This window comes from Actinophytocola sediminis (assembly GCF_054779715.1).
On record NZ_BAAGXS010000049.1, the window covers coordinates 93,973 to 119,956 of the forward strand.

A 25,984-nucleotide genomic window follows, 5' to 3' on the forward strand; every position below is an offset into this window, starting at 1 on the left:
CCCGGTGAATGAGTCTGTTGTCTTGGCTCAACTTCGGGACGCGAGGCGCTCGGTTACCGTGGCGACGCAGACGTCGACGTCTCGAACGATTTGGCCGCCCCAGAAAGACAAGACCGCCCAGCCGTCGGCCCGCATCGCGTCTCGTTTGATCTTGTCCTCCGCTTTTTGCTCCGGGGTGTGGTGGTGCTTCCAGCCGTCGCAGAAGACCGCGACCTTGTGTTCGGGCCAGGCGAAGTCGGCGATGGTGACCGGGCGTGGTGCGCCGTCGGTGGATCCCCGGTCCCCCCAGGCGAACTGGGCGTGGCCGCGTGGGGCGGTCGCTTCGATGAGGGCCAGTGCGAGACGTCGTTCGATCGGGGAGCGTGGCAGGCCGTGGAAGCCATCGGTGAAGGAGCCGACGCGGTGCAGGGTGGCATCGGGGGCGTTGATGAACTGCCGAAGGAAGTCAGCGGCGACGCGTCGATCGAGCAGGTGGCCTTCGAGTTGGTTGTTGTAGGAGCGCAGGCAGGCGTAGCAGGCACGTTCGCAGGTGCAGCCGTCCAGAACGGGAACGAGAGCGGCCGCAACCTCGCTGAACCGCACGGCGAGTTGCCGTAGGTAGCCGGCGCCGCCGGGGACCTCCTCGTACAGCACTGCCAGCCGCATCAAGGCTTCGGCGCTGTTCGGGTCCGGGCGTGGCCAGTCGAAACCGGCGACCTCGTCCTCACCGGCTTGCAGCACCACGCGGCAGCCCAAGTCGAGCGCGGCCCGGATGCTGGCAAGGAACTCCTCAAGCTGGCTGGCCTGGATGTCGAAGGATTCCAGGTCGGGCAGGATCTGCAGGCAGTCGACCCCACGTGCGGTGGACAGCACTGTGAACTCGTAGTGGTGGTTGGTGCAGATCTTGTCGTGCAACTTCGCGCGGCTGCGTTGCGATTCGGTGGGTTTGGGGCCGGGGATCGCATCGAAGCACAGTCCGCAGCTGGTGCAGATGATGAATCTTTCGGGTGTGTCGTCTGGTTGCACGCGTCCCCGGTTGAGCACGGTGAGGGCGGCGTTGCGTTCCCACTGGAGCACCAAGCCTGGACGTTCGAACAGCCAGGTTTCGGCGGTGTTGGGTGCGCCGAGGTGGTGAGTCACCTCGAACGGTTGCCGGGACCGGTTCTCCTCGTCGGCGCCGATGCGCTGGCGTCGCGATGCCCGCATCGCCCGCATCGGGATAGTGACCAGCGTGAGGAGATCCTCGTTGTCGCAAGACAGGCAGCTGGCCGAGGTGGAGTCGTTGACAGTGTCGCAGCGCGAGCAGAGGTTGGCCTGCGGAACGGCGCCGTGGCCGTCGGCGTTGACGAGGTTGGAGCGCCGGAAGTCGACCTGGTCGACGAACCACTTCGCGCCACGGGCGTAGACGAGTTGGCCGGGGGCGTAGTCCTTGACGGCCTGGATGCTGTCCTGGGACAGCTCCGCGCTCTCGCCTTCCATGGACAGGGTGGCCGTGTCGGTGGGGAAGGCGTAGGAGGGCAGGAAACCGACGGTGCTCAGGTAGGACAGCACGTAGGCGCGAGTGCGGTCGGTGCGCCGCATCGCAGCCAGGCTGGCGCCGATGGTGTGCAATGCCCTGGTGGAGTCCGTCTTCCCCGGCGTGGCGGCTGCTTGTCGCCATTCCTCCAGCAGGGTCTTCTGCTTGAGGCGGTAGGGCTCCACGGCCTTGTCGAGATCCTCGGTCCACCCTGTGACGATCCCGCGCGACCAGTCGGCGTCCAGCCACGGCAGATCGTTCGTGGCGAGACCGTGGCGGAAGGTGGTGTGAATCCGCTCGGCGATACGGTCGGTGTCGGCCGCTAGGGCGTCCCGTACGGGTTGCAGGTCGTGTAGTTCGCCGGCGTCGTCTTCGGAGACGAACTCGCCCATCCAGGCAGGCAGGTTCTCGCCGCACAGCTCCAACGCCAACGCGCGGGCGTGGCGGGTGATGACCCGTGCGTTGTCCATCAGGAACGCGGGCGGCCGGATGGCGCCGCGGATCATCTCGACAGGCCGCCGGTAGTAGTAACTGTCGTGGGGCATTCCGCCCGCGTAGGTCACGATGAGCGCGACCCGTTCCTCGCGGCGGCCGGCGCGGCCGGCGCGTTGTGCGTAGTTGCTGGGCCGCGGGGGCACGTTGCGGAGCACCACCGCGAGCAGTTGACCGAGGTCGACCCCCAGTTCCAGGGTCATGGTGCACACCAGCAGGTTCAGCTCGCCGTTCTTGAACCGCTCCTCGATGTTCTCGCGCTGTTCCAGGGGTACTTGGCCGGAGTGTTCTTCGGCGGTGACCGCAAGCGGGTCGCGTCCTTCGGCAAGTTTCCGTTCGTAGTCGTCGGTATTGTCCTGCCAGGGTTCCATCACGCCTTGGCAGTTGAAGGTGGCGCAGGTGTTGCGCGGCGACGGTTGTGGCTGCACAGCGCGGCAGGCCCGGCATTGGTAGATCGTGGTGGCGGGCGGTCGGATTTCCATTTCCTGTTGTGCGAGTTGCCAGAGGGTGACCTGCGAGCGGCCGGTGCCGACCCGCGTGCGGGTGAGCAGCCGCTGGTGCTCCAGGAAGGCGACGAGTGCCCGCACCGCGCGTTCCTGGTCGTCGGTCTTGACCAAGTGGGGGAAGGCGATTCTCACCAGGCGGGCGACGGTGCCTCTCGCGCCAAGGCTGATCGGCCCGGCACCCTTGACCTTTGTGATGGTTTCGCCGAGCCCCACCACGTTCTGGCTTGGTCGCAGGGTGGCGCCGGCCTCGATGAGGTCGTACTGGGCGGAGGGTTCCATCTTGGCGCGTAGGAGTTCGTGCCCGACGCCGCCGCGGGTGCGCACCAGGTCCAGGATGCGTCCCAGCAGCCAGCGCAAGGAATTCGTGTCGCTGCCGACGATGTCGGCCAGGGAGGACAGCTCGGCCGCCGAAAGGCGGTCCAGGCCGGGGTAGCCGACGGTGATCATGCCGAGGCGTTCCAGGGTCGGTGGGCGGCGCTCGTCGCTGGCCACCTCCCCGAGAATGTCCCACTCGCATACCCGCCGGACCCGGTTGCTGGCGTCGCGACCAGCCGGATCGTCATACAGGCCGATATCGCGGCCCACACGGAAGACGTCCTCAACCAGCCCGTCGAAACTGGCCGGCGGCGCCCCAGCGGTGTCTCGTGTCCGGACCGCCTGGGTGATCAATCGCCGGACCTGGACCGCGCGGGAGCGGCCGCGGATGTAGCCAGCCTGGAAGGCGGTGTCTTGCCGCGAGTCGGCGAACACCAGCAGCCGCCGCAGCATCACGTCGTCGCTCTGTTCAGCCAATCCCCGGTGCAGGCTGAACGCGGTCGCGGTGATCGCCGAGGCGGTGCGCGCGGTGAACTCCTGCACCGCGCCGACGTTGCGGCCGTACCCGCACACCGGGCACCGGGTCAGCGGCTTGCCTCGCTCCGGTTCACAGACCAGCACACTCCTGGTCGGCGCGCCACACCCCAGACAAGCCGCGCCCGTCGCGCTCGTGCCGCAGCGCACGCATCGCCGCGAGGGATACCACCGGGTGCGCGGCTGCGGCTGCTCCACCGGGTCACACGCGGTGCGCCTGGCCACGTAGTAGCTCGGCCGGCCGCCCCGGTTACCGGTTTCCAGGTCGAAGTCCTGGCCGCATCCCAAACACACACCTAGCGGCGTGGTCGCTTGTGCACCACAGCCTTCCACCGGGCAGGTCTCGGCCCCGTCCAGCAGAAGATGTTCACCCTCGCCCGCGCACCGCATCAGGTGCGGAAGTCCTCGCAGGAATAGGTGGACCTTGGCCTCCAGCACCGGTGGGCCCTCCGGGGTGGACGTGCCAGCCCCCAGCAGTAACCAGCCCGCCACCTCGTCGTGCAGATGGACAGGGTCGGTGTCGGCTCGAGCCGGTACCTCCGCCAGTTCGGTCACCAGCCCGGCGATGGTGCGGGGCTCGGTCAGCTTGGCCCGCAGCAGGTCCAACATCAAGCTGTTGTTGGGGTCGCCCAGAACCCGGCGCAACGCGGACGGGTCGGCACCCTCCGCCAAGGCGGCGGTCAAGGCGGCGGCGTCTGGCGGTGGCCCGATCCGGTCCATCTCGGGTGCGGCGGGAGGGATCGGCGTTTCCTCAACAATGGCCCCCGTGTCAAACGGGGCGCCAAAGAGGTTGGAGGCGAACTCGGCGGTGCGAGCGAGGTCGCTCGCGTGGTCACCTCCGGCGCTGACAGTGGCGGACAGTCCCACGCAGACCAGGCCCTCGACATCGATGTGGCCGCGCAGCCGCCTCACCAGGCAGGCGATCTCGGTGCCCAGCGCGCCCTGGTATGTGTGCACCTCATCCAAGATCAAGTGCCGCAGCACACCGTCCCCGAACAACTTGCGGTCGTCGCGGCGGGTGAGCAGGTATTCGAGCATGGAGTAGTTGGTCAGCAGGATGTCCGGCGGAGCGTCCTGCATCGCGTCACGCACGTTCTGCGGGGTCGCCCCTGTATAAACCCCATAGCGCAAGCCAAGCTGCTCGCAAGCCGCCTTGACACGGTCCTCCTGGTCGTTGACCAGCGCATTCATCGGGTACAGCGCGATCGCTTTCACGCCGCGGCGATGCCGGTTGGCGAAGGCGTGCGCGGCGACCGGGATCAAGAACGCTTCTGTCTTACCGGAGCCCGTCCCCGTCGCCACCAGCGTATTCGATCCGGCGTGGATCCGGGTGATCGCGGCGACCTGATGGGCGAACAGCCGTTCGACCCGAGGGAACGCCTCGCAAACCTGCGTCGGCAACCCGATACGGCTCCCCAACTCAGCCAGCGTGGCGTCGAGCTGGAACCGGGGCTGGACGGAGAGGAATGGGCCGTGCCAAAGCAGCGAGTCCTCGTCCACCATCCGCTCCAACCGCTGCCGCAGCAGCGGGTCCGCGATCGGATAGGTCGTCCAGGTAAACCGCCGGTAGTCCTCACGAAGCCGGTCAGCGAGCTCCAACGGATCCACGAGCCAGCGTCCTCCATCTATGTCAGGTGCCAGCAACCCGAGGCGACGGCCGACCTGCGCGACCCCAGGCTCACCACGGGAGACCTGACAGGCACTCTAACGACCACCACCGACACTCGGCCGGCGTTTCGGCCGCCAGAGCTACTGGGCCAATCGGGCGAATTCCTCCCTGACCAGTCGCTTGTACGCCTGACCAGGCCGAACCGGACTGCCCTCGCCGCTGGCACTCTGATCGAAGTCCGCGAGGATCAGCTCCAACTGGGTCGAGGAGAGTCCGTACAGGTGAGCGATGCGCGCGTCCAACTCCGCTCGCAGAGCCCGTTCGGTGTCCTTGGCCAGTGGACCGCAGTCGATTCCGAGCACCTCGGCCAGCTCGTCGAACTCTGACGTGCGACACGTCAACCGACCCGACAGGTCGACCACGGCCTTGCCCGGACCGTGACCCAGCGGAACATCCGCCACCGGCAGGGTCGCCATGACCGACTTCGTCACATGGGCACCGACCTTCCTACGGACCACGAAATCCAGGGTGAGACTGTTCAACAGCGCGACCACATACACCATTGATTCGGCGCTCAACGCCGTGCGATAGCCATTGCCGGCATGGTCGAAGTAGGATCGGTAGAAGAAGTGCAAGGAGTGAGTAACCACGGTCCCCGGTGGAAGTATCGCGGCGATCAGAGTGCGTTCATCAGTCGCTCTTGCCACTTCACGAAAACAGGGCCGATAGTGGTTTGAGGGCAACTCCAGAACACCAGAGCGAGGCTCATGTACGAGCAGGGGGCGTTCACCTTGGTGGCGCTTGAGTGACCGAATATCCTTTTTCTTGGCGCGCTTCTTCGCGCGGATAGCGAGAGCATCCTCGCCAACTGTTTCCCTGAGTCGGTAGGCCGATTCAGCGAAGTTGTGGACGAATTGATGAATATTTTTTCCCTCGAAGAGAGGTAACCCCGTTGCCTCGGGAGCGAAGAACGCTCGGTCATCGTGCAGGTGGAGTTCCCGCCCCCAGTCAACGAACCATCCGCCGGCCAGCTTCTCGTTGAGCAGCAACGGCCGCTTACCATAAATGGTGGTCAGCAAATCCAGCAGCTTCGGATCGCGGGCGTCGGGTATGGCCAGCGTGTCAGGTGCGAGCGCCTCGATGGTCCTGCGGGGAATGGTCACCGTACGTTCGTCCAGTTGGAGCAGATCTTCGAGATTTGTGACTCCACTGGTGAACATCAGTGGATCCGTGCCACCTCCTCGCCCAGCAACGAGTAGCAGGAATTGTTCGCGGCTATCGATGGGGAAGATCTTCTCGATGTTGTCACATAGCACGAATCGGTCGATTACGCAGCGGTCGAGCAACTCCCGGCGGTGTTCCGCCGTGGCGGCATCGGCTATCACCCCGGAGTCGATGACCAGCCCCAGCCGTCCGGTGGGCGCCAGGAGTGTCAGCTCTCGTTCAAGGAAGGTGCGGTAATAGTTGAACGTGGTGCCGTGCGAGTACAGCATTCGGTAGACCCCGGAACCTTTGATGAACCACTTCACACCGTCGAGCTGGGCGGTGTCACGGTCTTTGGCCCCGAGCACGTCAGGTCGAGTGAGTAGGTGATCCTGGCGCGCTTGCTTCTCCGCCTTCCCCCGGAGCAGGGTGTATCCGGGGTCGAAACGTCCATAGAACTCGGCGGCCTTGAATGTGATGCCCTCCCAGGGCGGGTTGCCGATCATGGCATCGAACCCAGCGTCGGGACGGTGGGCGCCTGAAGCTTCGAAGAAGACCTCTGGGAATTCGATCTCCCAGTGGAAGGGCAGGACTTCGTCGCGGGTTCGATCGAGTAGGCGTTGGCCGTCTCCGTACATGAGTCGTGGCGCGAGGATATCCTCGCGCCCTACGCGCCAGTTGGCGCTGTTCTGTCGCAGCCCGTCGTGAAAGAAGGGCGCGACCCACCAGTCGCCGAGGGTTCGCAGCCGCGTCCAGTCGTCACCTTTGAGCAAGCGGGCGAAGCTTTCTTCCTTCCTCCGTACCTGAACCCGGTCATCGGACGGTGCCTCGGCGAGCTTGCGACGCTCACGCAGAACGTAAGTTAGGTCGGGCGCGTCGGTCTCGAACAGCATTGGCTGTTCCTCGTCGATCTTCTCGACCCTGCGGCCCTTGTCGATCGCTGGTTCGGGGACGCCTTCCCAGGTGGCGAGGTCGACGCCGATGATGGAGTTGCCGCAGCGCAGGTGGGCGTCGAGGAAGGACAGTGGTTTGCCGGCCGATGCGGTGGTTAGCCACAGTGAGACCTTGGCGAGTTCGACGGCCATGGGGTTGAAATCCACGCCGTAGATGCAGCGTTCCACGATGAGTCGCCGGTAGCGGGCGCGCTCGGTGTCATCCAGTTTGTGGTCGATGTTCTCCCCGGTGCGGGCTAGGGCTTCGCCGTATGCCTCGGTGAGGAAGTGCACGGCCGGCACAAGGAACGCCCCGGATCCCATGGCGGGATCGCAGACCCGCAGGTTGAGGATCTGTTCCGGAGTCGCGTCCTGAACGAGGGGGCGCAGTGCTTCGCCGACGACGAAGTGGGCGAGCTGGCGTGGGGTGTAGTAGGAGCCGGAACCTTTGCGTTGTCCGGTGGCTTCGAACAGGTAGAACGATCCGGTGGGATACTCCTCGATGACCACCGCCGTCGGCGGGGTGTCGTCGGTGGGGACGATCTGCTGGCGGGTCTGCTGGCCGGTGCCGACTTGGACGAGGGTCTTGGGAGTGTCGGCGATCTGTGGTTCGAAGGCGAGCAGGCCCTCGTAGATGCTGCCGAGTTGTTCCACGCCGAGTTCGCGGTAGTTGATGCGTCGGCGGCCGACCTGTTGGTTGTTCCTGCCGGTGGTGGGTTGGGTCCAGGACAGGGCGCTGATCAGCTCGCGGACGTGCAGGTCGCCGACGGTCAGCTCGGGGTGGTCGAGCAGAGGACATTTGTCGGAGTCGAACAGGCCGCCGTTGAAGCCGGCGATTTGAAGTTCTCCGGCGTTGATGCCGTCGCGCAGCAGTCCCCATTGCGCACGCAGCGCCGACCACAGGTAGCCGCCGTCAGGTGCCCAAACGGTGTTGGGATCGGTGACGTGATCCCGCAGCATGCGTAGTGAGTAGCCGCTGTCGTAGGCGGGGGTGCCGACGGGCAGCAGGCCCCGGTCTTCGGAGTAGGCCACGAACAGCAGCCGGTAGGCGATCTTGAGGGCGTCGGCGAACAGTGCCCGTGGGGTGGGCGTCGCGGCGCTGCGATGGCGGAGGTCGGCCAGTGCCCCGTCTGCGACGGCGCGGATGGCGGTGCGGACGCCGTCGGAGAGGTTTTCGCTGACCGTGTCCGCGGCCTCGGTGCTGGCCTTCTCGGCGCGGTCCCACAGGCTTTTGCCGTCGGTGTCCGGGGTGAAGGCTTCCGGCCGCAGCAGCGCCCACAGCACGCGCCATTCGTGGTCGTCCCCCAGTTCCGCGAGCCCCGCGAGGTCGACGGCGAGATAGCTGGCTTCGCCGCCGAGCCCTGGGTCGCGGCGGATGACACGCAGCTCTGCGCCGTTGGACAGCAGCACGGCGGGCACCTGGCCGGAGCGGACCACGGTTTCGGCTTGGCGTTGGGGCCGCAGCTTGCCTGCCCGCCGGCCGCTCGGGGAGGTGTCGAGGTGTTGACCGGTCGGGGTGATCAAGACCCAGGCACGATGCTGCGCGACGTCGTCGTCGGGGTCGTCGTAGGCGGTGAGGGGTTCGTCGAGGGTCTGCGGCAACGTCGGGAAGCGCCAGCCGAAGTAGGCCAGCCAGCTCACCATCTGCCGACGAGCCACGCCCAGATTGGTAGTCTCGTCGATATCGGCGATCAGTCGCCGCAGCTCGCGCCGGGCTGCTCGGATGCCCTCGGCGGCTCCGTCGGTGTCCGCGTGCCCACGCTGCTCGCGCAGGAACAGACCGGGGTCGGCCAAGTAGTAGGTCGACAAGGTGGTGCCCGCGACGGTGATGTTGAGCATCAGCGGGCCTCCACCAACAGGATGCAGCCCACTGGCTCGACGGCGCCGACATCGGCTACTCGATATCCCTCGGACAGAGACTGTCGTCGCCGGTCGAACTCGATGTTGATCGCTGCGTGAGCCTCGTCGAGCGTGCGGAAGGTGCTGTGCCCTAGGTCGGTGAACAACCCGAGCTGGAAGAACCCGTCCCCAACATGATCGCTGAGCCGATGTTCGGCTTCGGCCAGTTCAGCGGCGTGCCAGCGATCCAGTTCATCGGCCAGGCGTTGGGCATCCTGGGTGAGTTGGGTTCGCAGTTGCTCGGTGCGCTCGGCGAGGCGGCGGTTGGCTTCCTGGGCGGCGGTCGCGGCGGCATCGGTGAATCCGGACTGGAGCAGTTGCTGGGCTGCGGCAACCGGGTCGTGGCCGTTAGCCGCAGCGGGCCGCATCCGGAGCTGTCGCAGGTCCGTGGTGGAGTCCAGGCTGGCGGTGCCGGGCGTGCCGTCTGCGCGCACGGGCACGAGGACCGGGATCAGGGGTTCCTCCAGCAAACGTCCGTCGGTGGCCGTGATGCGGCCGATATGGGTGAACAGCCATCCCGGTTGGCCGTCGGCGATCGCCCGGACCGCCACCCGGTCCTGGGTGTTGTCCTCGTACAGGCGGGCACGGACGCGTTGCAGAACGGCACGGACCAGCGGATGCACCGGGGTGAGGAAGGCCAACCCCTTGTTCTCCGGGACCAGCGCGACGGCGCGACTGAACGTGGCCTCGAACGCACCGGCGGGTACCTGTGGATACTGGGACAACAGCGGGCCGGGCGTGATCGTGACGCTGTCGCCATTGCCGACGACACTGCCACCATTCTCCCGTACCACCGAGGTGACCAGAGTGCGGAACTCATTGAAATCGGGCAGTAGCCACCGGCTGTGGTCTGTGGCCTCGGTGGCGCCGCGCTCAGCGGCGGCCTCGTCGGACAGCCCTCGCAGCAGGGCGAGTGCCCCACTACGGGAGAGATAGTCGCGGACCTCGTTGGCGACTTTCTCCAGCCGGGCTTCCAGTTCTTCGGCCGGGATGTCTTCCAACAATCCGTCGATCACCTCGCTGCGACCGGCGACCCCGAGAATGTCACTGGTTGAGCCCAGCTGCCTGGCAATCTCGGCGAGCTTCTCGCGCAGCCGCTGCAGGATCTCCTCGTCTCGAGTGTCGGCCAGGTACAAGTAGCTGATCTCGACGACCTGTTTCTGGCCGAACCGGTCCACGCGGCCGTTGCGTTGTTCGAGACGGTTGGGATTCCACGGCAGCTCATAGTGGACCACGACATGGCAGGCCTCCTGCAGGTTCAGACCCTCCCCCGCGGCATCAGTCGCTAGCAGGATCGCGCCGGGCGTGGCCGCGAACTCCGCGAGCAGATCTTTGCGTTTGGCCAGCGGCACGGTGCCGTCGATCCGCAGGATTGGCCCCAAACCGAGGCGTTCCTGCAGGTAGTCCAGGGTATCGCGGTACTCCGTGAATACGATGATCCGCTCGCCTCGCCGGGCCGCGCGGAAGCCGTCCATCCAGCCGCGAAGCCGGGTCAGTTTGCTGTCATCGCCCGCGGTCAGTGCCTCGACCTGCGTAATCAGGGTTCCCACTAGCCGACGTTCTTCCTGCAGGTCGTCGGCTGGCAGGTGCGCGGCGACCCCCTGGAGCGCGAGTTCTTCGGTCTCGATCAGCTCTTCCTCGGGAAGAGCCAGGTCGCCTCGATAGACGTGCAGCGCGTCCAGCCGGCCGTGCCCGGCGTGCTCCGCGGGTGTCACTCCGAGACTCTCGGCCCGACGACGCAGGCTCTGCAGCAGCGCGTGCGGGCTGGACAACGCCCGTTTGCGCAACACTTCCAATGCGAACGCCTGGACGTAGTAGGAGTTGGTTTCCCGCAGTGCGCGCAGTACGCGCTTACTGTGGCCCCTCAGCCGCTGGTGGATCTCCTTCTCTCTTGCTGTCGGGTTTACCTCGATCGGCTGAGGTGGGTGTCGACGACTGATCGGTTGCGGCGGGTTGCCCCGGGCCACGTCGTCCTTGAGCCGGCGCACCACATAGGGCTTGACCAGCTCCGGCTGGAGGTGGCCGTCGTCACTGGCCAGGTGCGGCGAGAGGAGCTGCAGCAGGCTGGCGAAGGATTCCTTGTAGCCGCTGTGTGGAGTCGCCGACAACAACAGCAGTTCCTGGGTGTGATCGGCCAGGACACGGGCCAAGCGGCTACGGTCCGTTCCGCTAGATCGACCCTCGCCGGCATAGGCACGGGCCACGTGATGTGCCTCATCCACGATGACGACGTCGAACGGAGGGGCAGCCTGGATAGCAGCCAGGTTGTTCTTCAGGTAGTCGATGGAGGACACAGCCAGGGGCGCGGCTGTCCACGGGCTCACCGTCGTGGGATAGGAACGGCGCAGCTCCAGCCACTGCTTACTGTCGACCTTGGTGAAATCGAGATTGAACCGGAACCGCATCTCCTCGACCCACTGCTCCTGCAGACCCGCAGGGCAGGCGATCAGCACCCGGTCCGCCCGACCCCGGCGGGCCAGCTCCAGCAACACCAAGCCTGCCTCAATGGTCTTACCCAAACCCACGTCGTCCGCGATCAGCAGCCGGGTCTTGGGCTGGCGCATCGCGGCCAGCACCGGCACCAGCTGATAGGGCTCGACCTCGATCCGGCCGTGCTCCACCGCCACCAGATCACCACGGCCGTGTGCCATCGTCAGCGCCAACGCGTCGTGCAGCTGGTTGAGCCGCACCGGGTTGCCCAGCTCAAAACGCAGCGCACGGGAAGGCTCAAGCTGCAGGCTCGGTTCCAGACTCGGCAGCACCGTCAAGCGGCGTGGCCCCGGCCGGTCATCAGCCAAGCGCAGCTGCAGAAACGTCTGCGCACCCGCACCACGAACGGCCTCGACCTCCCACCGTCGATCACGCACCAGCACTCGCATCCCGCGTTCGAACACTCCCGCCCCTCTTTCGAACTCGTGGACATCCTCAACGCTCATCACAGGCTATCGAGTCAACCTGGATAGACCTCGCGACGCGCTCGGCAAGGTGGACGCCGTCGCGTGGCCCGACTGGACCGCGCCGGGTAAGACCGGGTGCAGGCTGGCCAGGGCAGCGCGATTGTCAATGGTCGGCTGTGAACTCGTCCGGAACTGCTGCCGCGGCCCGGACAGGCAGCGTCTGGCGAGAACGTGCGCACGGCCGAAGCGTGCCCCCTCGTTGGAGGATCCGCTCGATCCACAGCGGAGCCAGATGAGGAAGCAGAACCTTCAGATCAAGATCATCGAACCACGGACATGATCAACCGCCGCAGGATTCCCCACCTCCGGGCACCATCACGGACTTTGTGCCAGAGCCTGAACAAACTGACCATTGACACATCCCTGCTGGGCAGGGCCGGTGCAGTGAACAAGGCGTTTCGATGGCTTTTCACGTCGGTTCGTACGCAGGTAGTTGCGGTGTCCGTTGGGGCGTTGCTGATCATCTGGGCGTTCGCGAGAATTTCGTCCGAGCCTCTGGATGTGCGGGCGGTGGGTGTTGCTGTGCAAGGCGACCATCACTCTCGCCGCGTGCTGTTCGTCCTGGTTCGATGATCTGTGGATGACCGACGTGACCCCCGGTGCCCTGTGGCAGGTCGAGGGAGACGGTAAAGCGCTCCGACCTGGCCGGACACGCGGGCTACGGCTACTGCGCGTCACATTCCCGGTTCCGTTGGGGTCTGAAGCTCTACAAGCCTGCCCCAGGTAGAGGCGTTGGCGTTCCGACCTGACACGGTATTAGTAATCGTCAGAGACGGCAGCATCGCCGGCAGACGCAGGTCGCAGAAAGCGACCGCCAACGACCTCGAAAACGCGACCTTCGCGGCGAAGTGGATAGCACTGCTATCTGGAGCAGACCGTTGACCCCATTTCGCGACGATCATGACCCTGCTCCACATTTGCTCCAGGACCGCCTGCCCGACATGCCCGTGAGTCCACTTGGGACAGAGGTTCAAGATCACAAAAAGACCCGCTGACCTGCATCAATCGCAGAGTCAACGGGTCCTTTACATCTGTGGAGCTGAGGGGGTTCGAACCCCTGACCCCCACACTGCCAGTGTGGTGCGCTACCAGCTGCGCTACAGCCCCATACCCACACAGCCTCTCGGCCGCGCCAGTACAAACTACCTGATCCACCGACCATGGACGCAATCGGGTTGGTGGTTCCCTCGCCGACCCCTCCGTGCTACACCGGGTCCGTGATCGCCGACGGTGTTGTGGGTGTGCCGCTAGTCGAACCTGACGCTGAGGGAATCAGCCCTGACCAGCGGTGGGAGGTGCAGCAGCGCCGTCTCCGCGGGCTCGTTGGTCGGTTGCTCGCCGCCGGCGGGCTGCAGGCCGCCCGGCTCACCGATCAGGGCATCACTCACAGCGACGAGCTCACCTTGGATGACCTCCATCGGCTACCTATGGTCACCAAGGGTGACCTCTGGGAGCACTATCCGCACGGCCTGCGGGCCGCCCGCGCCGAGGACATCGTCTGCATCCACGGCTCGTCGGGCACTGGTGGCCGGCCCACGCTCATTCCCTACACGGCTCAGGACGTCGGTATTTGGGCGTCTGTCATGGCTCGGGCGCTCGGTGGTGCCGGCGCCACCCGGCAGAGCACCATTCACAACGCGTACGGCTACGGCCTGTTTACCGGCGGTCTCGGCGTCCACCACGGCGGTATGCGGCTCGGCGCCACGGTCGTCCCTCTTTCGGGTGGGATGACGGATCGGCAGCTTCGCCTGCTGGTGGATCTTCGGCCGGACATTCTCACCTGTACGCCCTCGTACGCGATCTTTCTGGCGGAGGCCATGGCCGCCGGCGATCTTCGGGTTGACAGCCTGCGGGCTGGCCTGTTCGGCGCGGAATCCTGGACCAACGAGATGCGTGCCAAGATCGAAAACCTCCTCGGGCTGCGTGCGCTCGACATCTACGGCCTGTCCGAGATCATCGGGCCGGGAGTCGCCTGCGAGTCGCTTGACTCCGAGGGGCTGCTGAACGTCGCGGAGGATCACTTCCTGGTGGAGGCGGTTGACTCGAACGGGCAATCGGTGGCGGACGGCACTCCTGGCGAACTCGTGTTCACCACGCTTACCAAGACCGGCATGCCGCTGCTCCGGTACCGCACGGGAGACGTCGCCACCCTCGCCGGGCCGGTGCCGGGCGCACCGCGCACCCTGCGCCGGATGTCGAAAATCCTCGGCCGCACCGACGACATGCTCGTCGTCCGTGGGGTGAACGTCTTTCCAACCGAGATCGAGGCCGTGTTGCTCGCCGACGAGCGGGTCAGTCCGCACTACCTCGTCGTCGAGGATCGGCGGGTCGTGGCTAGGCCGGAGTTGCGGGTGGCGGTGGAGCCGGCGATCGCCGACCCTGGGTCGCTTGGCGAGGAGCTGGTCGTCGCGTTGCGCGAGCGGTTGGGGATCTCCTGTGCGGTGCACGTCCTGGCGCCGGGCAGCGTGCCGAGGACCGAGGTCGGCAAGGCGCGGCGGTTCGCCAGTTGGACCGAGGGAGAACCGCCGCTGGCCGGGATCGGGTGACGCTAGGCGTCGACCAACTTCTCCAGCCACTTCTCGTCGCCGAGATCGACGACCTTCTCGTCGGCGGCGAGCGTCGGGGTGCCGAACCGCTTCTCGCCGTCGACATCCTGTTGCAGGTAACCGGTTTTCTTGACCTCTTCGAAGTGTGTCGCGATGAGACTGTCATGTTCGCCACTGTCCACACAGGACTTGAAGGATGGGGACGTGATGCCCAGTCCCTGGCCGAGCTGGATGAGCTGTTGGTTGTCCCAGCCGCGCGCGCCCTCCGCCGGCTGCGCGCCGAACAGGCTCAGGTGGAACCCGGGGAACTCCCCCGCGTCCGCCGCGCACAGCCCGGCGTTCGCGGACTCCGCGGAATATCCCTCCGGGTCGGACATGCCGTTGAGCATCGGCAACATGTGGTACCGCACCCGCACCGTGCCGTCCTCGACGTGCTGCTCGATGTCGCGCCCGTAGCTGTCCTCGAACCCCCGGCACGCCGGACACAGAAAATCCTCGTACACGTCCAACGTCACCTTCGCGGTGTCCTCGCCGACCACCACCACGGCATCGTCGCGCCGCACCTGGTACGAGGCGTCCACCTCGACGACCGCGATCGTCTGCCCCTCGGTCGCGTTCTTCTGGTTGTTCGTGTAGATAACCCCGCCCACCACCGCGCCGACCAACACGAGCACGACGACCGCCCCGATGATGATCTTCTTGCGGTCGACCGGCGGCCGCTTCGGCGCCGCCGCCGTAGGCGCACGCCCCGTCCCCGCCGTCTGCGCCTGCCGCTTCCGGCGCGCGCTGCGTTCAGCTCCACCCACAGCTCAAGTCCTTCCCTGCGCGTCGACCGGTTCCGCCCGTTTGTTCCCGGTCAGCCAACCATCCAGCGACAACGCGCTGCGCGGCCGCACCACCAACCACCCCGCCAGCACCAGAAACCCCACATCCCGCGCGATCTCCTCCGGATACGCGGTCTCCCCGGGCGCCACCTGCCCACCGCCACCGAAACACCCGCAGTCGATGCTCAGCCCACGCGCCCACGCCTGCGCGACCGCCACGATGAACGCCACCAGCACGACCGCCGACACCACCGCGCTCACCCGCACCCCAAGCCCGACGACCAGCAGAACCCCGAGCGCCAGCTCAAGAAAGGGCACCGCCGCGGCGACCACACTCACCACCGAGGACGGCAACACCTCATAGGCCTGCACCGCCACATAGGCCTGGTTGAGATCACTGACCTTGACCGCCCCGGAGACCAGCCACACCCCGCCCAACCCAAGCCGCACCAGCGTGCCCACCCCATCAAGCACACGCACACCCGGCCGCCCCACACCCCAAACGCTACCGAAACGCCCAAAACCGCGCGGCAACCGACCCGAGTCTCACAACCCGACGCCGCCGGTGGCGTCGATCACCCTCCCCGCCACCCATCGACCATCGTCCGACGCGAGGAACGCCACGATCCGCCCGCCATCCCGCAACCGCCTGAGCCCCTCCCCAACAACGAAGAACGGCGCCCGCACGTTCACCGCGAACAGCACGTCGAACTCCTCCTCGGTCAGCGCGGCGAGATCGGAACCGCTGGTGATCCCGGCGTTGTTGACGATGATGTCCACGCCCCCACCAGACACATGCTCACCAACCCCCGCATCGAACAGCTCCCACAACCCGGCCACGTCGCCAAGCGGCGCCCGAACTGCGAACGCCCGCCCTATCCCCCTGCTCCCCCCAGCAACCAGCGCGACCTTGCCATCCAACGGCTGTCCACCCCACGATCGTCGACCCGAACGCGCCACCGCCCTGGCCGCCACACACCTGTTCTGGGAACGCGGCTACGAGGCCACCTCCATCAGCGAGCTGACCGACGCGATGGGCATAAAGCCAGGCAGCCTGTACACCACCTTCGGCAAACAAGGAGTCCCTGTTCAAAGAGGTAGTACACGCCTACGCCCAGTCCCCACCGGCGCCTTCGTCAGCAAAGCCCTCACCGAGGAACCCACCGCCCACGCCGCCTTCACCCACATCCTGCACGAAGCCGCGACGACCTACCCCGACCCGTCACACCCACCCGGCCGCCTCACCATCAGCGCAACCACCAACGTCACCCCCGCAGACACGTCCACCTGCCCCCAACCCAGCCCGCAAGAACGCAAGAACGCCGGGTCAGCAACCACTCGCACCGTGGGGGGTTTGGGGGGCTCGGCCCCCCAACATAATGACGGCCGCCCCGGCGAGGTTGCGAAGCAACCGAGCAGGGGCGGCCGAAGGCTGTGGAGGTGCCGGGAATCGAACCCGGGTCCTCTGTCGCCTCATCAGGGCTTCTCCGTGCGCAGCTCACTGTGCCTCTACTCGGCCCCACCGGTCACGTGAACTAGCCGATGTGACGGGCCCAGCCGCTGTGAGTGTCCTGCCACAAGTCCGCGGCCGACTCGTGGCAGTAAGCCTCCTAGCTGATGCCGGCAGACCGGGTCGGAGGCGACCCCGGGCCGACAGACGTCACGACTCGCTCAGGCGGCGAGTGCGACGTCGGCCTTGGAATTAACCTTGGCGCATATTGGTTTGCGGCGACGCTTTAGGTGGCCCTCCGCCTGCACCTGCACGCTTCCCCTGAATCAACGTCCAGAGTCGAAACCGTTCACCCCCTCGTCGTGGATCAACCACCGTCAGTCTAACGCCCCGCGGCCAGCTGGTCATCCCGGTTACGTCCGCCCCGGGGGTAGGGAAAACCCCACCCCGAACTGTGCGGACTACCCCATGGTCCCCACCACCCCTTCGAGGAGAGGCTAGTACCGCACCGCGACGAAGGAGACCGACGATGACCACCGAACGTGACGGCACCCGGCCCGACCCGCCCCTGCTTGGCTCGCTCGCCTACCTGCTGATGAACCTGCCGATCGGCATCGCGTCGTTCGTGTTCGTCGTCACGTGCACCGCGGTCGGGGTGAGCACCGTCATCATCTGGGTCGGTCTGCCCATCCTCGCGGTGGCCACCCTGGCCTGGCGGGGCGCGGCCACGCTGGAGCGGATGCGGGTGCACGCCATGCTCGGCACCTACATCGCCAGCCCCTACCGCCCGCCGGCCGACGCCGGCCTCGGCCGGGCGATCGGCGCCCGGTTCAAGGACCCGGCCACCTACAAGGACATGGTCTACCACCTGCTCATGCTGCCGATCGGCATCGCCGAGTTCACGATCATGATCACCTCGTGGGCGACCAGCGTGTGGCTGCTGTTGCTGCCCGCCAACTACTGGTGGCTGCCGGGCGACTGGTACCCGACCCTCTGGAACAACGACTTCCTGCGGGTCGACACCTGGGCCGAGACCCTCCCCTGGGCCGCGCTCGGCGTCCTGGCCCTGGCCATCGCGATCGCCCTGACCAGGCGGCTGGGCACGCTGCACGCCCGCTTCGCCCGCGCCATGCTCGGCCCGAGCGTCCAGCGCATCGACCGCCTGCACACCCTCGACACCGCCGGCGTCATCGACTGGTCCACCACCGCGCCAGTGACCCGATGACCAGCCCGGAGCCCCTGTACCTGGTGCCGGAGCCGGCCGAGCGGGATGCTGAGTACGTGGCTCCATCTCCTCCCGACACGACCAGCACCGACGATGACACCGAACCGTCGCTGGTGCAGCGTGGTCTCAAGTCCGCCGGCTTCATGCTGGCCGGGTTCCCGCTGAGCCTGTCCAGCTTCATCATGATCGTCACGCTGTTCGCGGTCGGCGTCGGCACGCTGGTCATCTGGGTCGGGCTGCCCATCCTGCTGGCCACGACCTTCCTGATCGGCAGCTACGCCAAGGCCTCCCGTGCGCTGATCCGCTCGACCCTCGGCGTGCACATCCCCGCCCCGAAGGTCGAACACGACACCTCCGGCTCGTTCCTGCGCCGCTACACCAACCGGCTGCTGCACCCGCAGATGTGGCGCGAGCTGGCCTACCTGCTGATCACCTTCCCGCTGCACGTCGTCGAGTTCGCGCTGGGCATCGCGGGGATCATCCTGCTGCCGATCGGGCTGTTCGTCCTGCCCGTCGTCGCCTCGCTGCACATCATGCTGGCCAGGGCACTGCTCGGGCCGGACGAGAACCAGCAGCTCACCGAGAAGGCCGAGCACCTGCAGGCCTCCCGGGCCCGTGGCGTGGACGCGGCCGAGGCCGAGCGCAGGCGCATCGAACGCGACCTGCACGACGGCGCCCAGCAGCGGCTGGTGGCCGTCGCCATGGGCCTTGGCCGGGCCAAGGCCAAGATGGCCGCCGACCCGCAGGGCGCGCAGACCCTGATCGACGAGGCGCACGTGGACGCGAAGCTCGCGGTCTCCGAACTGCGCGACCTGGCTCGCGGCATCTACCCGGCAGTGCTCGGCGACCGCGGGCTGGACGCGGCGCTCTCGTCGCTGGCCGCGAAGTGCCCGATCCCGGTCGACGTGCATGTGGAGATCGACCCCCGGCCGCCGGCCGCGGTGGAGAGCACGGCCTACTTCATCGTCGGCGAGTCGCTGACCAACCTCGCCAAGTACTCCGGCGCCACCGTGGCCAAGGTCAACGCCTGGCGGGAGGAGCGGCCGAGCGGCGACCAGGTGATCGTGGAGATCACCGACAACGGGATCGGCGGCGCGTCGCTGCAGTCGGGTGGAGGCCTTGCCGGCCTCGCCGACCGGGCTGCCACGATTGACGGCGTGATGACCGTGGTGAGCCCCGTCGGTGGGCCGACAATTATCCGGGCGGACCTGCCGTGCACGTGGTGATCGCGGAGGACTCCGTACTGCTGCGTGCCGGGATCCAGCGTCTGCTGGCCGACGAGAACATCGAGACCGTCGCCGCGGTCGAGGACGGTGAGGCGCTGCTGGTCGCGCTCAGTGAACACCGCCCCGACCTGGCCATCGTCGACGTGCGGATGCCGCCGACGTTCACCGACGAGGGTCTGCGCGCCGCGCTGCGGGCCCGCGAGCAGCTGCCCGGCCTGCCGGTGCTGGTGCTGTCCCAGTACGTCGAGGAGCGCTACGCCGTCGAGCTGCTGTCCGGCGGCGCGGGCGGGGTCGGCTATCTGCTCAAGGAGCGGGTGGCCGACGTCGCGGAGTTCGTGGACGCGGTGCACCGGGTCGCCGGCGGCGGCACGTGCATCGACCAGGAGGTGATCGCGCAGCTGATGGCACGAGGTCGACGAAACCCGATCGACGTGCTGACCCCGCGCGAACGCGAGGTGTTGGGCCTGATGGCCCAGGGCCTGACGAACGTGGCGATCGCCAAGTCGCTGACCGTCTCCGACGGCGCCGTGGAAAAGCACGTCGGCAACATCTTCTCCAAGCTCGGCCTCGAACCGAGCTCCGAGGAACACCGCCGCGTCAGGGCGGTGCTGACCTTCCTGGAACGGGGATAGCCGCATACCGGTCCCGCACGTCACCGACCATCCGCCAGGCGACGTGCGGGTCCACGGCCAGCTGGGCCCTGGCCGAGCCGAGCAGCTCGATCCCCCTCGCCAGGCCGGACTCGGTGAGGTCGTTGGTGAACACCTCCAGCACGGTGGCGCAGAACAGCACGAAACACGCGCTCTGCCACCGCGTCCTCGGCAGCGCGGAACTCTCGTCGGGCGCGAGCCGGGCGGCCAGGTCGACCAGGTCCGCCGGGGTGTGCGCGTGCGCGATCCCCACCAGGTCGGTGAGGTGGGCGGTGACCTCGGGGCTGTCGTCGAGCCGGCGGACGGCCGCGGCGAACGCGTGCGCCTTGCCGGCCAGCTCCCGGCGGACCATCAGCGCGGCCACCGACTCCAGGTCACGCGCGTCGGTCTCCCGCAGGGTGTCGATCAGGTGAATGGTGCTGCGGCGGAGGTCTCGCGGCAGGCCACCGGACAGGCAGTGACACAGGCAGCTGAACGGCACCTGCAGCCCGAGCAGCCGCCTGCTCATCCACCGTCGGCTCTCCGCCACCGTGAACGGCTCCAGCCGCACCATCTCGGAGAACGCGCTGTCGAACTCGTCGCGGACCGGGATCCCGCGCCGCTCGAACGCCGACATCGCGTCCTCGGACACCGCGACCAGGAACAGGCACCCATCGACCCCGAAGATCCCCTTGATGTCGTTGACGAACTCGTTCGCCCTGTCCGGCTCGGCGATCTTGTCCAACTCGTCGACGGCGATCACGATCCGCTCGATGGCGCCCGCACTGACGAGCACACTGGCCGCCTGCCCGGCGAACTTCCGGAACGCCTCGACCACCTCCGGGTGGGTGAGCTGTTGTTCCGCGCGTTGGCTGCCTCGGGTCCAGCCGACATCGGAGCCGGCGAAGGGCAGGCCGACCTTGCCCGACCAGCCGCTGGTGTAGGTCTGCAGGAACCGGATCCGGTCGAACTGGCGCAGCGCCTCGGCACGTAACCCGGCCACCTCTGGATTCGCGGCTGCCAACAGGCGCCGAACGACCACGCCAACCGGCCACCTCAGCAGTCCGGCGACCAGCACCAGCACCGAACTCAGCGCAAGTATCACGACCGCTATGGCGGGCGTGGTCAGTGGCAGGTTCGTCGGTGCGCCGCCGTCGAAGACGTTCATCAGCTCCCCGACGAAACCGGGATGGAGGAACGTCCACAGGCGGGTGAGGAACTCCTCGAACGGCCGGCCATCAAGCAGGAACGCGAGCCAGAACAAACCCGTCAGGTACCCCGCCGCCGCGACAGCCAGGGCGAGCGTCGCGCGCCCGGTCCACCGCCACGCCAGTCGCGGCAGCCACAGCAGACTGTCGGTGGTCGCGATCACCTGTTTGGCGAGCATCGCGTGCAGGTGCAGCAGGAAGTCCCGGGCGTCATACCGGGACGGCGCCGAGGCGATGATCCGCATCGGCGGCGGCGCACTCGGGTCGCTGAACATGCCGGCACCCGCCGCGCGGATCGCCGTCGTCTTGCCCATGCCCCGGTACCCGGCGATGGCCACCGCGTCCGAAGTGGACCGCTCAAGGACGCGCCATAGTCGCCGGCCGGCGGCGGTGATGATGACCGGGGCGTCGTCGGTGTCCCGGTACAGATCGTGCACCCGCTCCAGCGTCAGTGTCGTGCCGTAGTCGGGGCCGCGACGCTCGTCGAGAAACTGGAGCAGCCGAGGCACGATGACCTCGTCGAGCGCGTAGGACCGCCAGGCCGACCGGTTCCTGGTGTCGGTGCCCGCGGCCCGCCACAGGTCCTCGGCGACCAGCCCGACCGCGAAGCCCGCCGTACCGAGGAAACCGAACGCCGTGAACACCTTCACCCACAGCGGCGTGACGTCGGCGACGGCGATCGACAACAGCACATAGACCACGATCGCCACAGCGGCCACCGCCATGCGCGCGACCGGCAGCGCCTGCCTCATCCGTCGCGACCGCAGGCCGAGACCGGGTTCCTGATCCGACCGCTCCAGCAACGCCTTCCACCACTCGCGGGTGGTGCGCAACGCCGCCAGGACGTTCGGGTCCTCCAGGATGACCGCGCGGGCCTCGGCGCGCGGAATGTCCTCCGCCGACAGCACCTCGTCGATCTCGTCGAACTCCAGCGCCTCGTCGAGCAGCGACTGCAGGTCCCGCTCGGAACGCAGCCAGGACTCCGCGGCGGCGGTGGTGTCGGCGGTCGGTCTGCTCACCGGACCATCGTCGAGGATCACGCCCGGACGCGGAACCTGTTCACGGCAACAAAGAAGGGCCGGGACAAGGTCCCGGCCCTCCTCGCGCTCAGGCGGCGATGGTCGCCGCGGCCTCCGCCGTCTCGGCCGCCGGCGCCAGCGCGACGTCCAGCACCTCGCGGACGTCGGTCGCCAGGTGCACGGTCAGCTCGTCGAGCACCACGTCCGGCACGTCGTCCAGGTCGGCCTCGTTGCGCTTGGGCAGCACGATCGTCGTGATGCCGGCCCGGTGGGCAGCGAGCAGCTTCTGCTTCACCCCACCGATCGGCAGTACCCGGCCGGTCAGCGACACCTCACCGGTCATCGCCACGTCCGCGCGCACCGGACGGTTCGACAGCAGCGAGGCCAGCGCCGTGGTCATCGTGACCCCGGCCGACGGGCCGTCCTTGGGCACCGCACCGGCCGGCACGTGCACGTGCACCCCGCGCTCGGCGAGCTGGTCGACCGGCACCCCGAGCGCCGCACCGTGCGAGCGCAGGTACGACAGCGCGATCTGCGCCGACTCCTTCATCACGTCGCCGAGCTGGCCGGTCAGCGTGACGCCGGTCGCGCCGGAGTCCTTCGAGGCCACCGAGGCCTCGACGAACAGCACGTCCCCGCCGGCGCCGGTGACCGCGAGCCCGGTGGCCACCCCGGGCACCGCCGTGCGCTCCGCCGACTCCGGCGTGTGCCGGGGCTGGCCGAGGTATCCGCGCAGGTCACCCAGGTCGACGGTCAGCGGCAGCGACACCGAGCCGACCGCCAGCTGCGCGGTGATCTTGCGCAACACCCGTGCGATCGACCGCTCCAACTGCCGGACGCCCGCCTCCCTGGTGTACTCGCCGGCCATCAGCGCCAACGCGTCGTCGGTGACCGTGACCTCCTCGGCGGTCAGCCCGGCGCGTTCGAGCTGGCGCGGGAGCAGGTGGTCGCCGGCGATGGTGACCTTCTCCTCCTCGGTGTAGCCGTCGAGCGTGACCAGCTCCATCCGGTCGAGCAGCGGCGCCGGGATCGACTCCACCACGTTGGCCGTGGCCAGGAACACCACGTCCGACAGGTCCAGTTCGACCTCCAGGTAGTGGTCGCGGAAGGTGTGGTTCTGCGCGGGGTCGAGCACCTCGAGCAGCGCCGCGGTCGGGTCGCCCCGGTAGTCCGCGCCGACCTTGTCGATCTCGTCGAGCAGCACGACCGGGTTCATCGAGCCGGCCTCGGAGATGGCCCGCACGATCCGGCCGGGCAGCGCGCCGACGTAGGTGCGGCGGTGGCCGCGGATCTCGGCCTCGTCCCGCACGCCGCCGAGCGCGACCCGGACGAACTTGCGGCCCATCGCCCGCGCGACCGACTCGCCGAGCGAGGTCTTGCCGACCCCGGGCGGACCGGCGAGCGCCAGCACGGCGCCGCTGCGGCGCCCGCCGACCACGCCGAGACCCCGCTCGTCGCGCCGCTTGCGCACCGCCAGGTACTCGACGATCCGTTCCTTCACGTCGTCGAGGCCGGAGTGGTCGGCGTCCAGGATCTCCCGCGCGCCGGTGATGTCGTAGGCGTCCTCGGTCCTGGTGTGCCACGGCATCTCCAACACCGTGTCCAGCCAGGTGCGGATCCAGCCGACCTCGGGGGACTGCTCCGAGGTCCGCTCCAGCTTGTCCACCTCGGACATCGCGGCCTCGTGCACCTTCGCCGGCAGCTCGGCGGCCTCCACCCTGGCCCGGTAGTCCTCCTCCTGCGACTCCGGCTTGCCGTCCAGCTCGGCCAGCTCCTTGCGGATCGCGGCGAGCTGCTGGCGCAGCAGGAACTCGCGCTGCTGGCGCTCCATGCCGTCCTGGACGTCCTTGCGGATCGTCTCGGCGACGTCGAGCTCGGCCAGGTGCTCGCGGCCCCATTCGAGCAGCTTGGCCAGCCGCTCGGTCACGTCAGCCGTCTCGAGCAGCCAGATCTTCTGCTCGTCGGTGAGATAGGGCGCGTAGCCGGCGAGGTCGGCCAGCGCCGACGGGTCGGCCTCCTGCTGTACCGAGTCCACCACCTGCCAGGCGCCACGCTGCTGGAGCATGGTGATGACCAGCGACTTGTACTCCTTGGCCAGCTCCCTGGCCCGGTCGTCGGCCTGCGGCACCGGCGAGACCTCGACCTGCACCCACAGCGCCGCGCCCGGCCCGGTGGTGCCGGCGCCGATGCGCACCCGTTCGGTGCCGCGGATCACGGCCGCGAGCTCGCCGCCCGGCAGCCGGCCGACCTGCTCGATCACGCCGAGCGCGCCGGCCCTGGCGTACTTGCCGTCCAGCCGGGGGACCATCACGACCCTCGGCTTGTCTCCCGCCTCGGCCACGGCCTGCGCGGCCTCCACCGCGGACCGGGCCTCCGCGTCCTCGGTGCCGGCCAGCCTGATCGGCACGACCATGCCCGGCAGCAGCACCGTGTCGTCCAGTGGCAGCACCGGGAGCGTCAGCGACTGTGCCATGAGAACACCCTCCAAAGTTGAGTCTGTCCTACTCAACCCGGGGGAAGCTCAGGATGTTTCCGAACCGTGTTCGCCCACAGCGAGCAGCCGTCGAGGGGTGTCGTAGAGCACCGCGCGCAGGAAGTCGGCACCCAGCCGGTCGTCGGCCTCGGCCCAGGACGCGATCGCGCCCACCTGCACGCCGACCTCGTAGGGGATGTTGGGGAAGTCGGTGCCCAGCGCGATCCGGTCGGCGACCCCGACCAGGCGCGCGGCCCAGTCGGGCGGCAGCGGGGCGGCGTCGGCGTTGAACGGCACCCCGACCATGGTGGTGTCCAGGTGCACCCTCGGGTACCGCTCGACCAGGTCGAGCGCGGCCACGAAGTCCGGCGCGCCGGCGTGCGCGAGCACCGCCACCAACCGCGGGTGCCTGATCAGGACCTGTTCGAACACGTCGAGCCCGGTGAACTCCCCCGGCAGCGGCCCGTGCCCGCAGTGGATCACCACCGGCACCCCGGCCTCGGCCAGCAGCCCCCAGGCCTCATCGAGCAGCTCCGAGCGCGGGTCGTACGCGCCGACCTGCACGTGCGCCTTCACACACCGGGCCCCGGCGGCGAGCGACTTGGCCAGGTAGTCGGCGACCCCGGGCTCCGGATACACCGTGGCGGTCGGCACCGCGCCCGGCGTGCTGGCGGCGAAGTCGAGCACCCACTCGTTCAGCCAGGCCGCCATACCCGGCTTGTGCGGGTAGACCAGCGGCGCGAACGTGCGCACCGACAGCGCACGCAGGATCGCCAGCCGCTCGGGCACCGGCAGCTTGTAGCGGATCGGCCACTCGCCGCCGTACTCCGTGGCGGCCCGGTCGAAGAACGCCCAGACCTTGCGCTCAACGGACTCCGGCAGGAAGTGCACGTGCAGGTCGACCAGGCCGGGCAGGCCGAGCCCGGCGACGAACCCTGACACCTCGGCGTCCCGCATGGCTCAGCGGCGGCCCTTCAGTGCCCGGCCGACCGCCTTGGAGATCTCCCGCTCGGCGTCCCGCTTGGCCAGCGACTGCCGCTTGTCGTAGGCCTTCTTGCCGCGCGCGAGCGCCAGCTCGATCTTGACCTTGCCGTCCTTGAAGTACATGGACAGCGGGACCAGCGACAGCCCGCTCTCCTTGGTCTTGCCGATCAGCCGCAGGATCTCGCTCTTGTGCAGCAGCAGCTTGCGGGTGCGCCGGGGCGTGTGGTTGGTCCAGGTGCCGAGCACGTACTCCGGGATGTGCAGGTTGCGCAGCCACACCTCGCCGTCGTCGACGGTGGCGAAGGCGTCCACAAGGGACGCCCGACCCAGCCGCAGCGACTTCACCTCGGTGCCCACAAGCGCGACACCGGCCTCGTAGGTGTCCAGGATCATGTAGTCGTGCCGAGCCTTGCGGTTCGACGCGATCACCTTCTGGCCACGTTCCCTGGACATGCCGA

At 67.9% G+C, this 25,984-nt stretch carries 14 protein-coding genes, 1 tRNA gene, 1 other RNA gene and 2 pseudogenes; 6 read left to right on the forward strand and 12 right to left on the reverse strand.

What is annotated here, in order from left to right:
• Positions 1 to 27: 27 nt before the first annotated feature.
• The 3 genes from ACYVIP_RS27750 to ACYVIP_RS27760 form a co-directional block, all read right to left on the reverse strand.
• Positions 28 to 4,950, reverse strand: a complete 4,923-nt coding sequence (locus tag ACYVIP_RS27750) for a DEAD/DEAH box helicase (protein WP_460401504.1) — start codon at positions 4,948 to 4,950, stop codon at positions 28 to 30.
• 141 nt (positions 4,951 to 5,091) lie between these two features.
• Positions 5,092 to 8,925: an Eco57I restriction-modification methylase domain-containing protein gene (locus ACYVIP_RS27755; protein ID WP_460401507.1), complete on the reverse strand. Its 3,834-nt coding sequence runs from the start codon at positions 8,923 to 8,925 to the stop codon at positions 5,092 to 5,094.
• Positions 8,925 to 11,921, reverse strand: a complete 2,997-nt coding sequence (locus tag ACYVIP_RS27760) for a helicase-related protein (protein ID WP_460401509.1) — start codon at positions 11,919 to 11,921, stop codon at positions 8,925 to 8,927. Before ACYVIP_RS27760 ends, ACYVIP_RS27755 begins: the two co-directional genes overlap by 1 nt.
• A 607-nt stretch (positions 11,922 to 12,528) precedes the next feature.
• Here ACYVIP_RS27760 and ACYVIP_RS27765 point away from each other — a divergent pair.
• Positions 12,529 to 12,652: pseudogene (locus ACYVIP_RS27765) on the forward strand (IS982 family transposase); the annotation flags it as partial.
• Positions 12,653 to 12,976: 324 nt separating this feature from the next.
• Here the strand turns inward: ACYVIP_RS27765 and ACYVIP_RS27770 are convergent.
• Positions 12,977 to 13,049 (reverse strand) — tRNA-Ala (locus ACYVIP_RS27770).
• Between the two features lie 110 nt (positions 13,050 to 13,159).
• Here ACYVIP_RS27770 and ACYVIP_RS27775 point away from each other — a divergent pair.
• A complete protein-coding gene (locus tag ACYVIP_RS27775) occupies positions 13,160 to 14,488 on the forward strand; it encodes a phenylacetate--CoA ligase family protein (RefSeq protein WP_460401511.1) in 1,329 nt (442 codons plus the stop codon).
• A gap of 2 nt (positions 14,489 to 14,490) precedes the next feature.
• Here the strand turns inward: ACYVIP_RS27775 and ACYVIP_RS27780 are convergent, their stop codons facing one another.
• From ACYVIP_RS27780 to ACYVIP_RS27790, 3 genes are all read right to left on the reverse strand, one after another.
• Positions 14,491 to 15,294 carry a DsbA family protein gene (locus ACYVIP_RS27780; RefSeq protein ID WP_460401513.1) on the reverse strand — a complete coding sequence of 268 codons (804 nt, stop codon included), beginning with the start codon at positions 15,292 to 15,294 and terminating at the stop codon, positions 14,491 to 14,493.
• 3 nt (positions 15,295 to 15,297) lie between these two features.
• Positions 15,298 to 15,786, reverse strand: a complete 489-nt coding sequence (locus ACYVIP_RS27785) for a MauE/DoxX family redox-associated membrane protein (RefSeq protein ID WP_460401593.1) — start codon at positions 15,784 to 15,786, stop codon at positions 15,298 to 15,300.
• 72 nt (positions 15,787 to 15,858) lie between these two features.
• Positions 15,859 to 16,233, reverse strand: coding sequence for an SDR family NAD(P)-dependent oxidoreductase (locus tag ACYVIP_RS27790; protein ID WP_460401515.1), 375 nt, complete (start codon positions 16,231 to 16,233; stop codon positions 15,859 to 15,861).
• Here ACYVIP_RS27790 and ACYVIP_RS27795 point away from each other — a divergent pair.
• Positions 16,223 to 16,372, forward strand: a pseudogene (locus ACYVIP_RS27795) (TetR/AcrR family transcriptional regulator); the annotation flags it as partial. The gene ACYVIP_RS27790 and the pseudogene ACYVIP_RS27795 sit on opposite strands and share 11 nt — an antisense overlap.
• A 372-nt stretch (positions 16,373 to 16,744) precedes the next feature.
• Here ACYVIP_RS27795 and ssrA read toward each other — a convergent pair.
• Positions 16,745 to 17,119, reverse strand: a transfer-messenger RNA (tmRNA) gene (ssrA, locus tag ACYVIP_RS27800).
• A 172-nt stretch (positions 17,120 to 17,291) separates the two neighbouring features.
• Between ssrA and ACYVIP_RS27805 the strand changes: the two genes are divergently transcribed.
• The 3 genes from ACYVIP_RS27805 to ACYVIP_RS27815 all read left to right on the forward strand — a co-directional run bounded on the left by ACYVIP_RS27805 (position 17,292) and on the right by ACYVIP_RS27815 (position 19,845).
• Complete coding sequence (locus ACYVIP_RS27805; protein ID WP_460401517.1) at positions 17,292 to 17,987, forward strand: sensor domain-containing protein; 696 nt, start codon at positions 17,292 to 17,294, stop codon at positions 17,985 to 17,987.
• Positions 17,988 to 18,130: 143 nt separating this feature from the next.
• Entirely contained in the window at positions 18,131 to 19,213 is a 1,083-nt protein-coding gene (locus tag ACYVIP_RS27810) for a sensor histidine kinase (RefSeq protein WP_460401595.1), read from the forward strand.
• A complete protein-coding gene (locus ACYVIP_RS27815; protein ID WP_460401519.1) occupies positions 19,201 to 19,845 on the forward strand; it encodes a response regulator transcription factor in 645 nt (214 codons plus the stop codon). Before ACYVIP_RS27810 ends, ACYVIP_RS27815 begins: the two co-directional genes overlap by 13 nt.
• On the opposite strand, the gene ACYVIP_RS27820 is transcribed toward ACYVIP_RS27815, so the two are convergent.
• From ACYVIP_RS27820 to smpB, 4 genes are all read right to left on the reverse strand, one after another.
• Complete coding sequence (locus ACYVIP_RS27820; protein WP_460401521.1) at positions 19,811 to 22,069, reverse strand: P-loop NTPase fold protein; 2,259 nt, start codon at positions 22,067 to 22,069, stop codon at positions 19,811 to 19,813. The two genes, ACYVIP_RS27815 and ACYVIP_RS27820, sit on opposite strands and share 35 nt — an antisense overlap.
• 88 nt (positions 22,070 to 22,157) lie before the next feature.
• Positions 22,158 to 24,542 carry an endopeptidase La gene (lon, locus tag ACYVIP_RS27825; protein ID WP_460401523.1) on the reverse strand — a complete coding sequence of 795 codons (2,385 nt, stop codon included), beginning with the start codon at positions 24,540 to 24,542 and terminating at the stop codon, positions 22,158 to 22,160.
• A 48-nt stretch (positions 24,543 to 24,590) separates the two neighbouring features.
• On the reverse strand, positions 24,591 to 25,499 hold the full coding sequence (locus ACYVIP_RS27830) for an amidohydrolase family protein (protein ID WP_460401525.1): 909 nt from the start codon (positions 25,497 to 25,499) through the stop codon (positions 24,591 to 24,593).
• A 3-nt stretch (positions 25,500 to 25,502) separates the two neighbouring features.
• On the reverse strand, positions 25,503 to 25,979 hold the full coding sequence (gene smpB / locus ACYVIP_RS27835; RefSeq protein ID WP_460401527.1) for an SsrA-binding protein SmpB: 477 nt from the start codon (positions 25,977 to 25,979) through the stop codon (positions 25,503 to 25,505).
• Positions 25,980 to 25,984: the final 5 nt, after the last annotated feature.

Excerpts from the sequence above, each read along its gene's own strand:
- ACYVIP_RS27755 (WP_460401507.1), bottom strand. The coding sequence starts at position 8,925 with ATGCTCAACATCACCGTCGCGGGCACCACCTTGTCGACCTACTACTTG.
- ACYVIP_RS27760 (WP_460401509.1), bottom strand. The coding sequence starts at position 11,921 with ATGAGCGTTGAGGATGTCCACGAGTTCGAAAGAGGGGCGGGAGTGTTC.
- ACYVIP_RS27805 (WP_460401517.1), top strand. The coding sequence starts at position 17,292 with ATGACCACCGAACGTGACGGCACCCGGCCCGACCCGCCCCTGCTTGGC.
- ACYVIP_RS27810 (WP_460401595.1), top strand. The coding sequence starts at position 18,131 with ATGCTGGCCGGGTTCCCGCTGAGCCTGTCCAGCTTCATCATGATCGTC.
- lon (WP_460401523.1), bottom strand. The coding sequence starts at position 24,542 with ATGGCACAGTCGCTGACGCTCCCGGTGCTGCCACTGGACGACACGGTG.
- ACYVIP_RS27830 (WP_460401525.1), bottom strand. The coding sequence starts at position 25,499 with ATGCGGGACGCCGAGGTGTCAGGGTTCGTCGCCGGGCTCGGCCTGCCC.
- smpB (WP_460401527.1), bottom strand. The coding sequence starts at position 25,979 with ATGTCCAGGGAACGTGGCCAGAAGGTGATCGCGTCGAACCGCAAGGCT.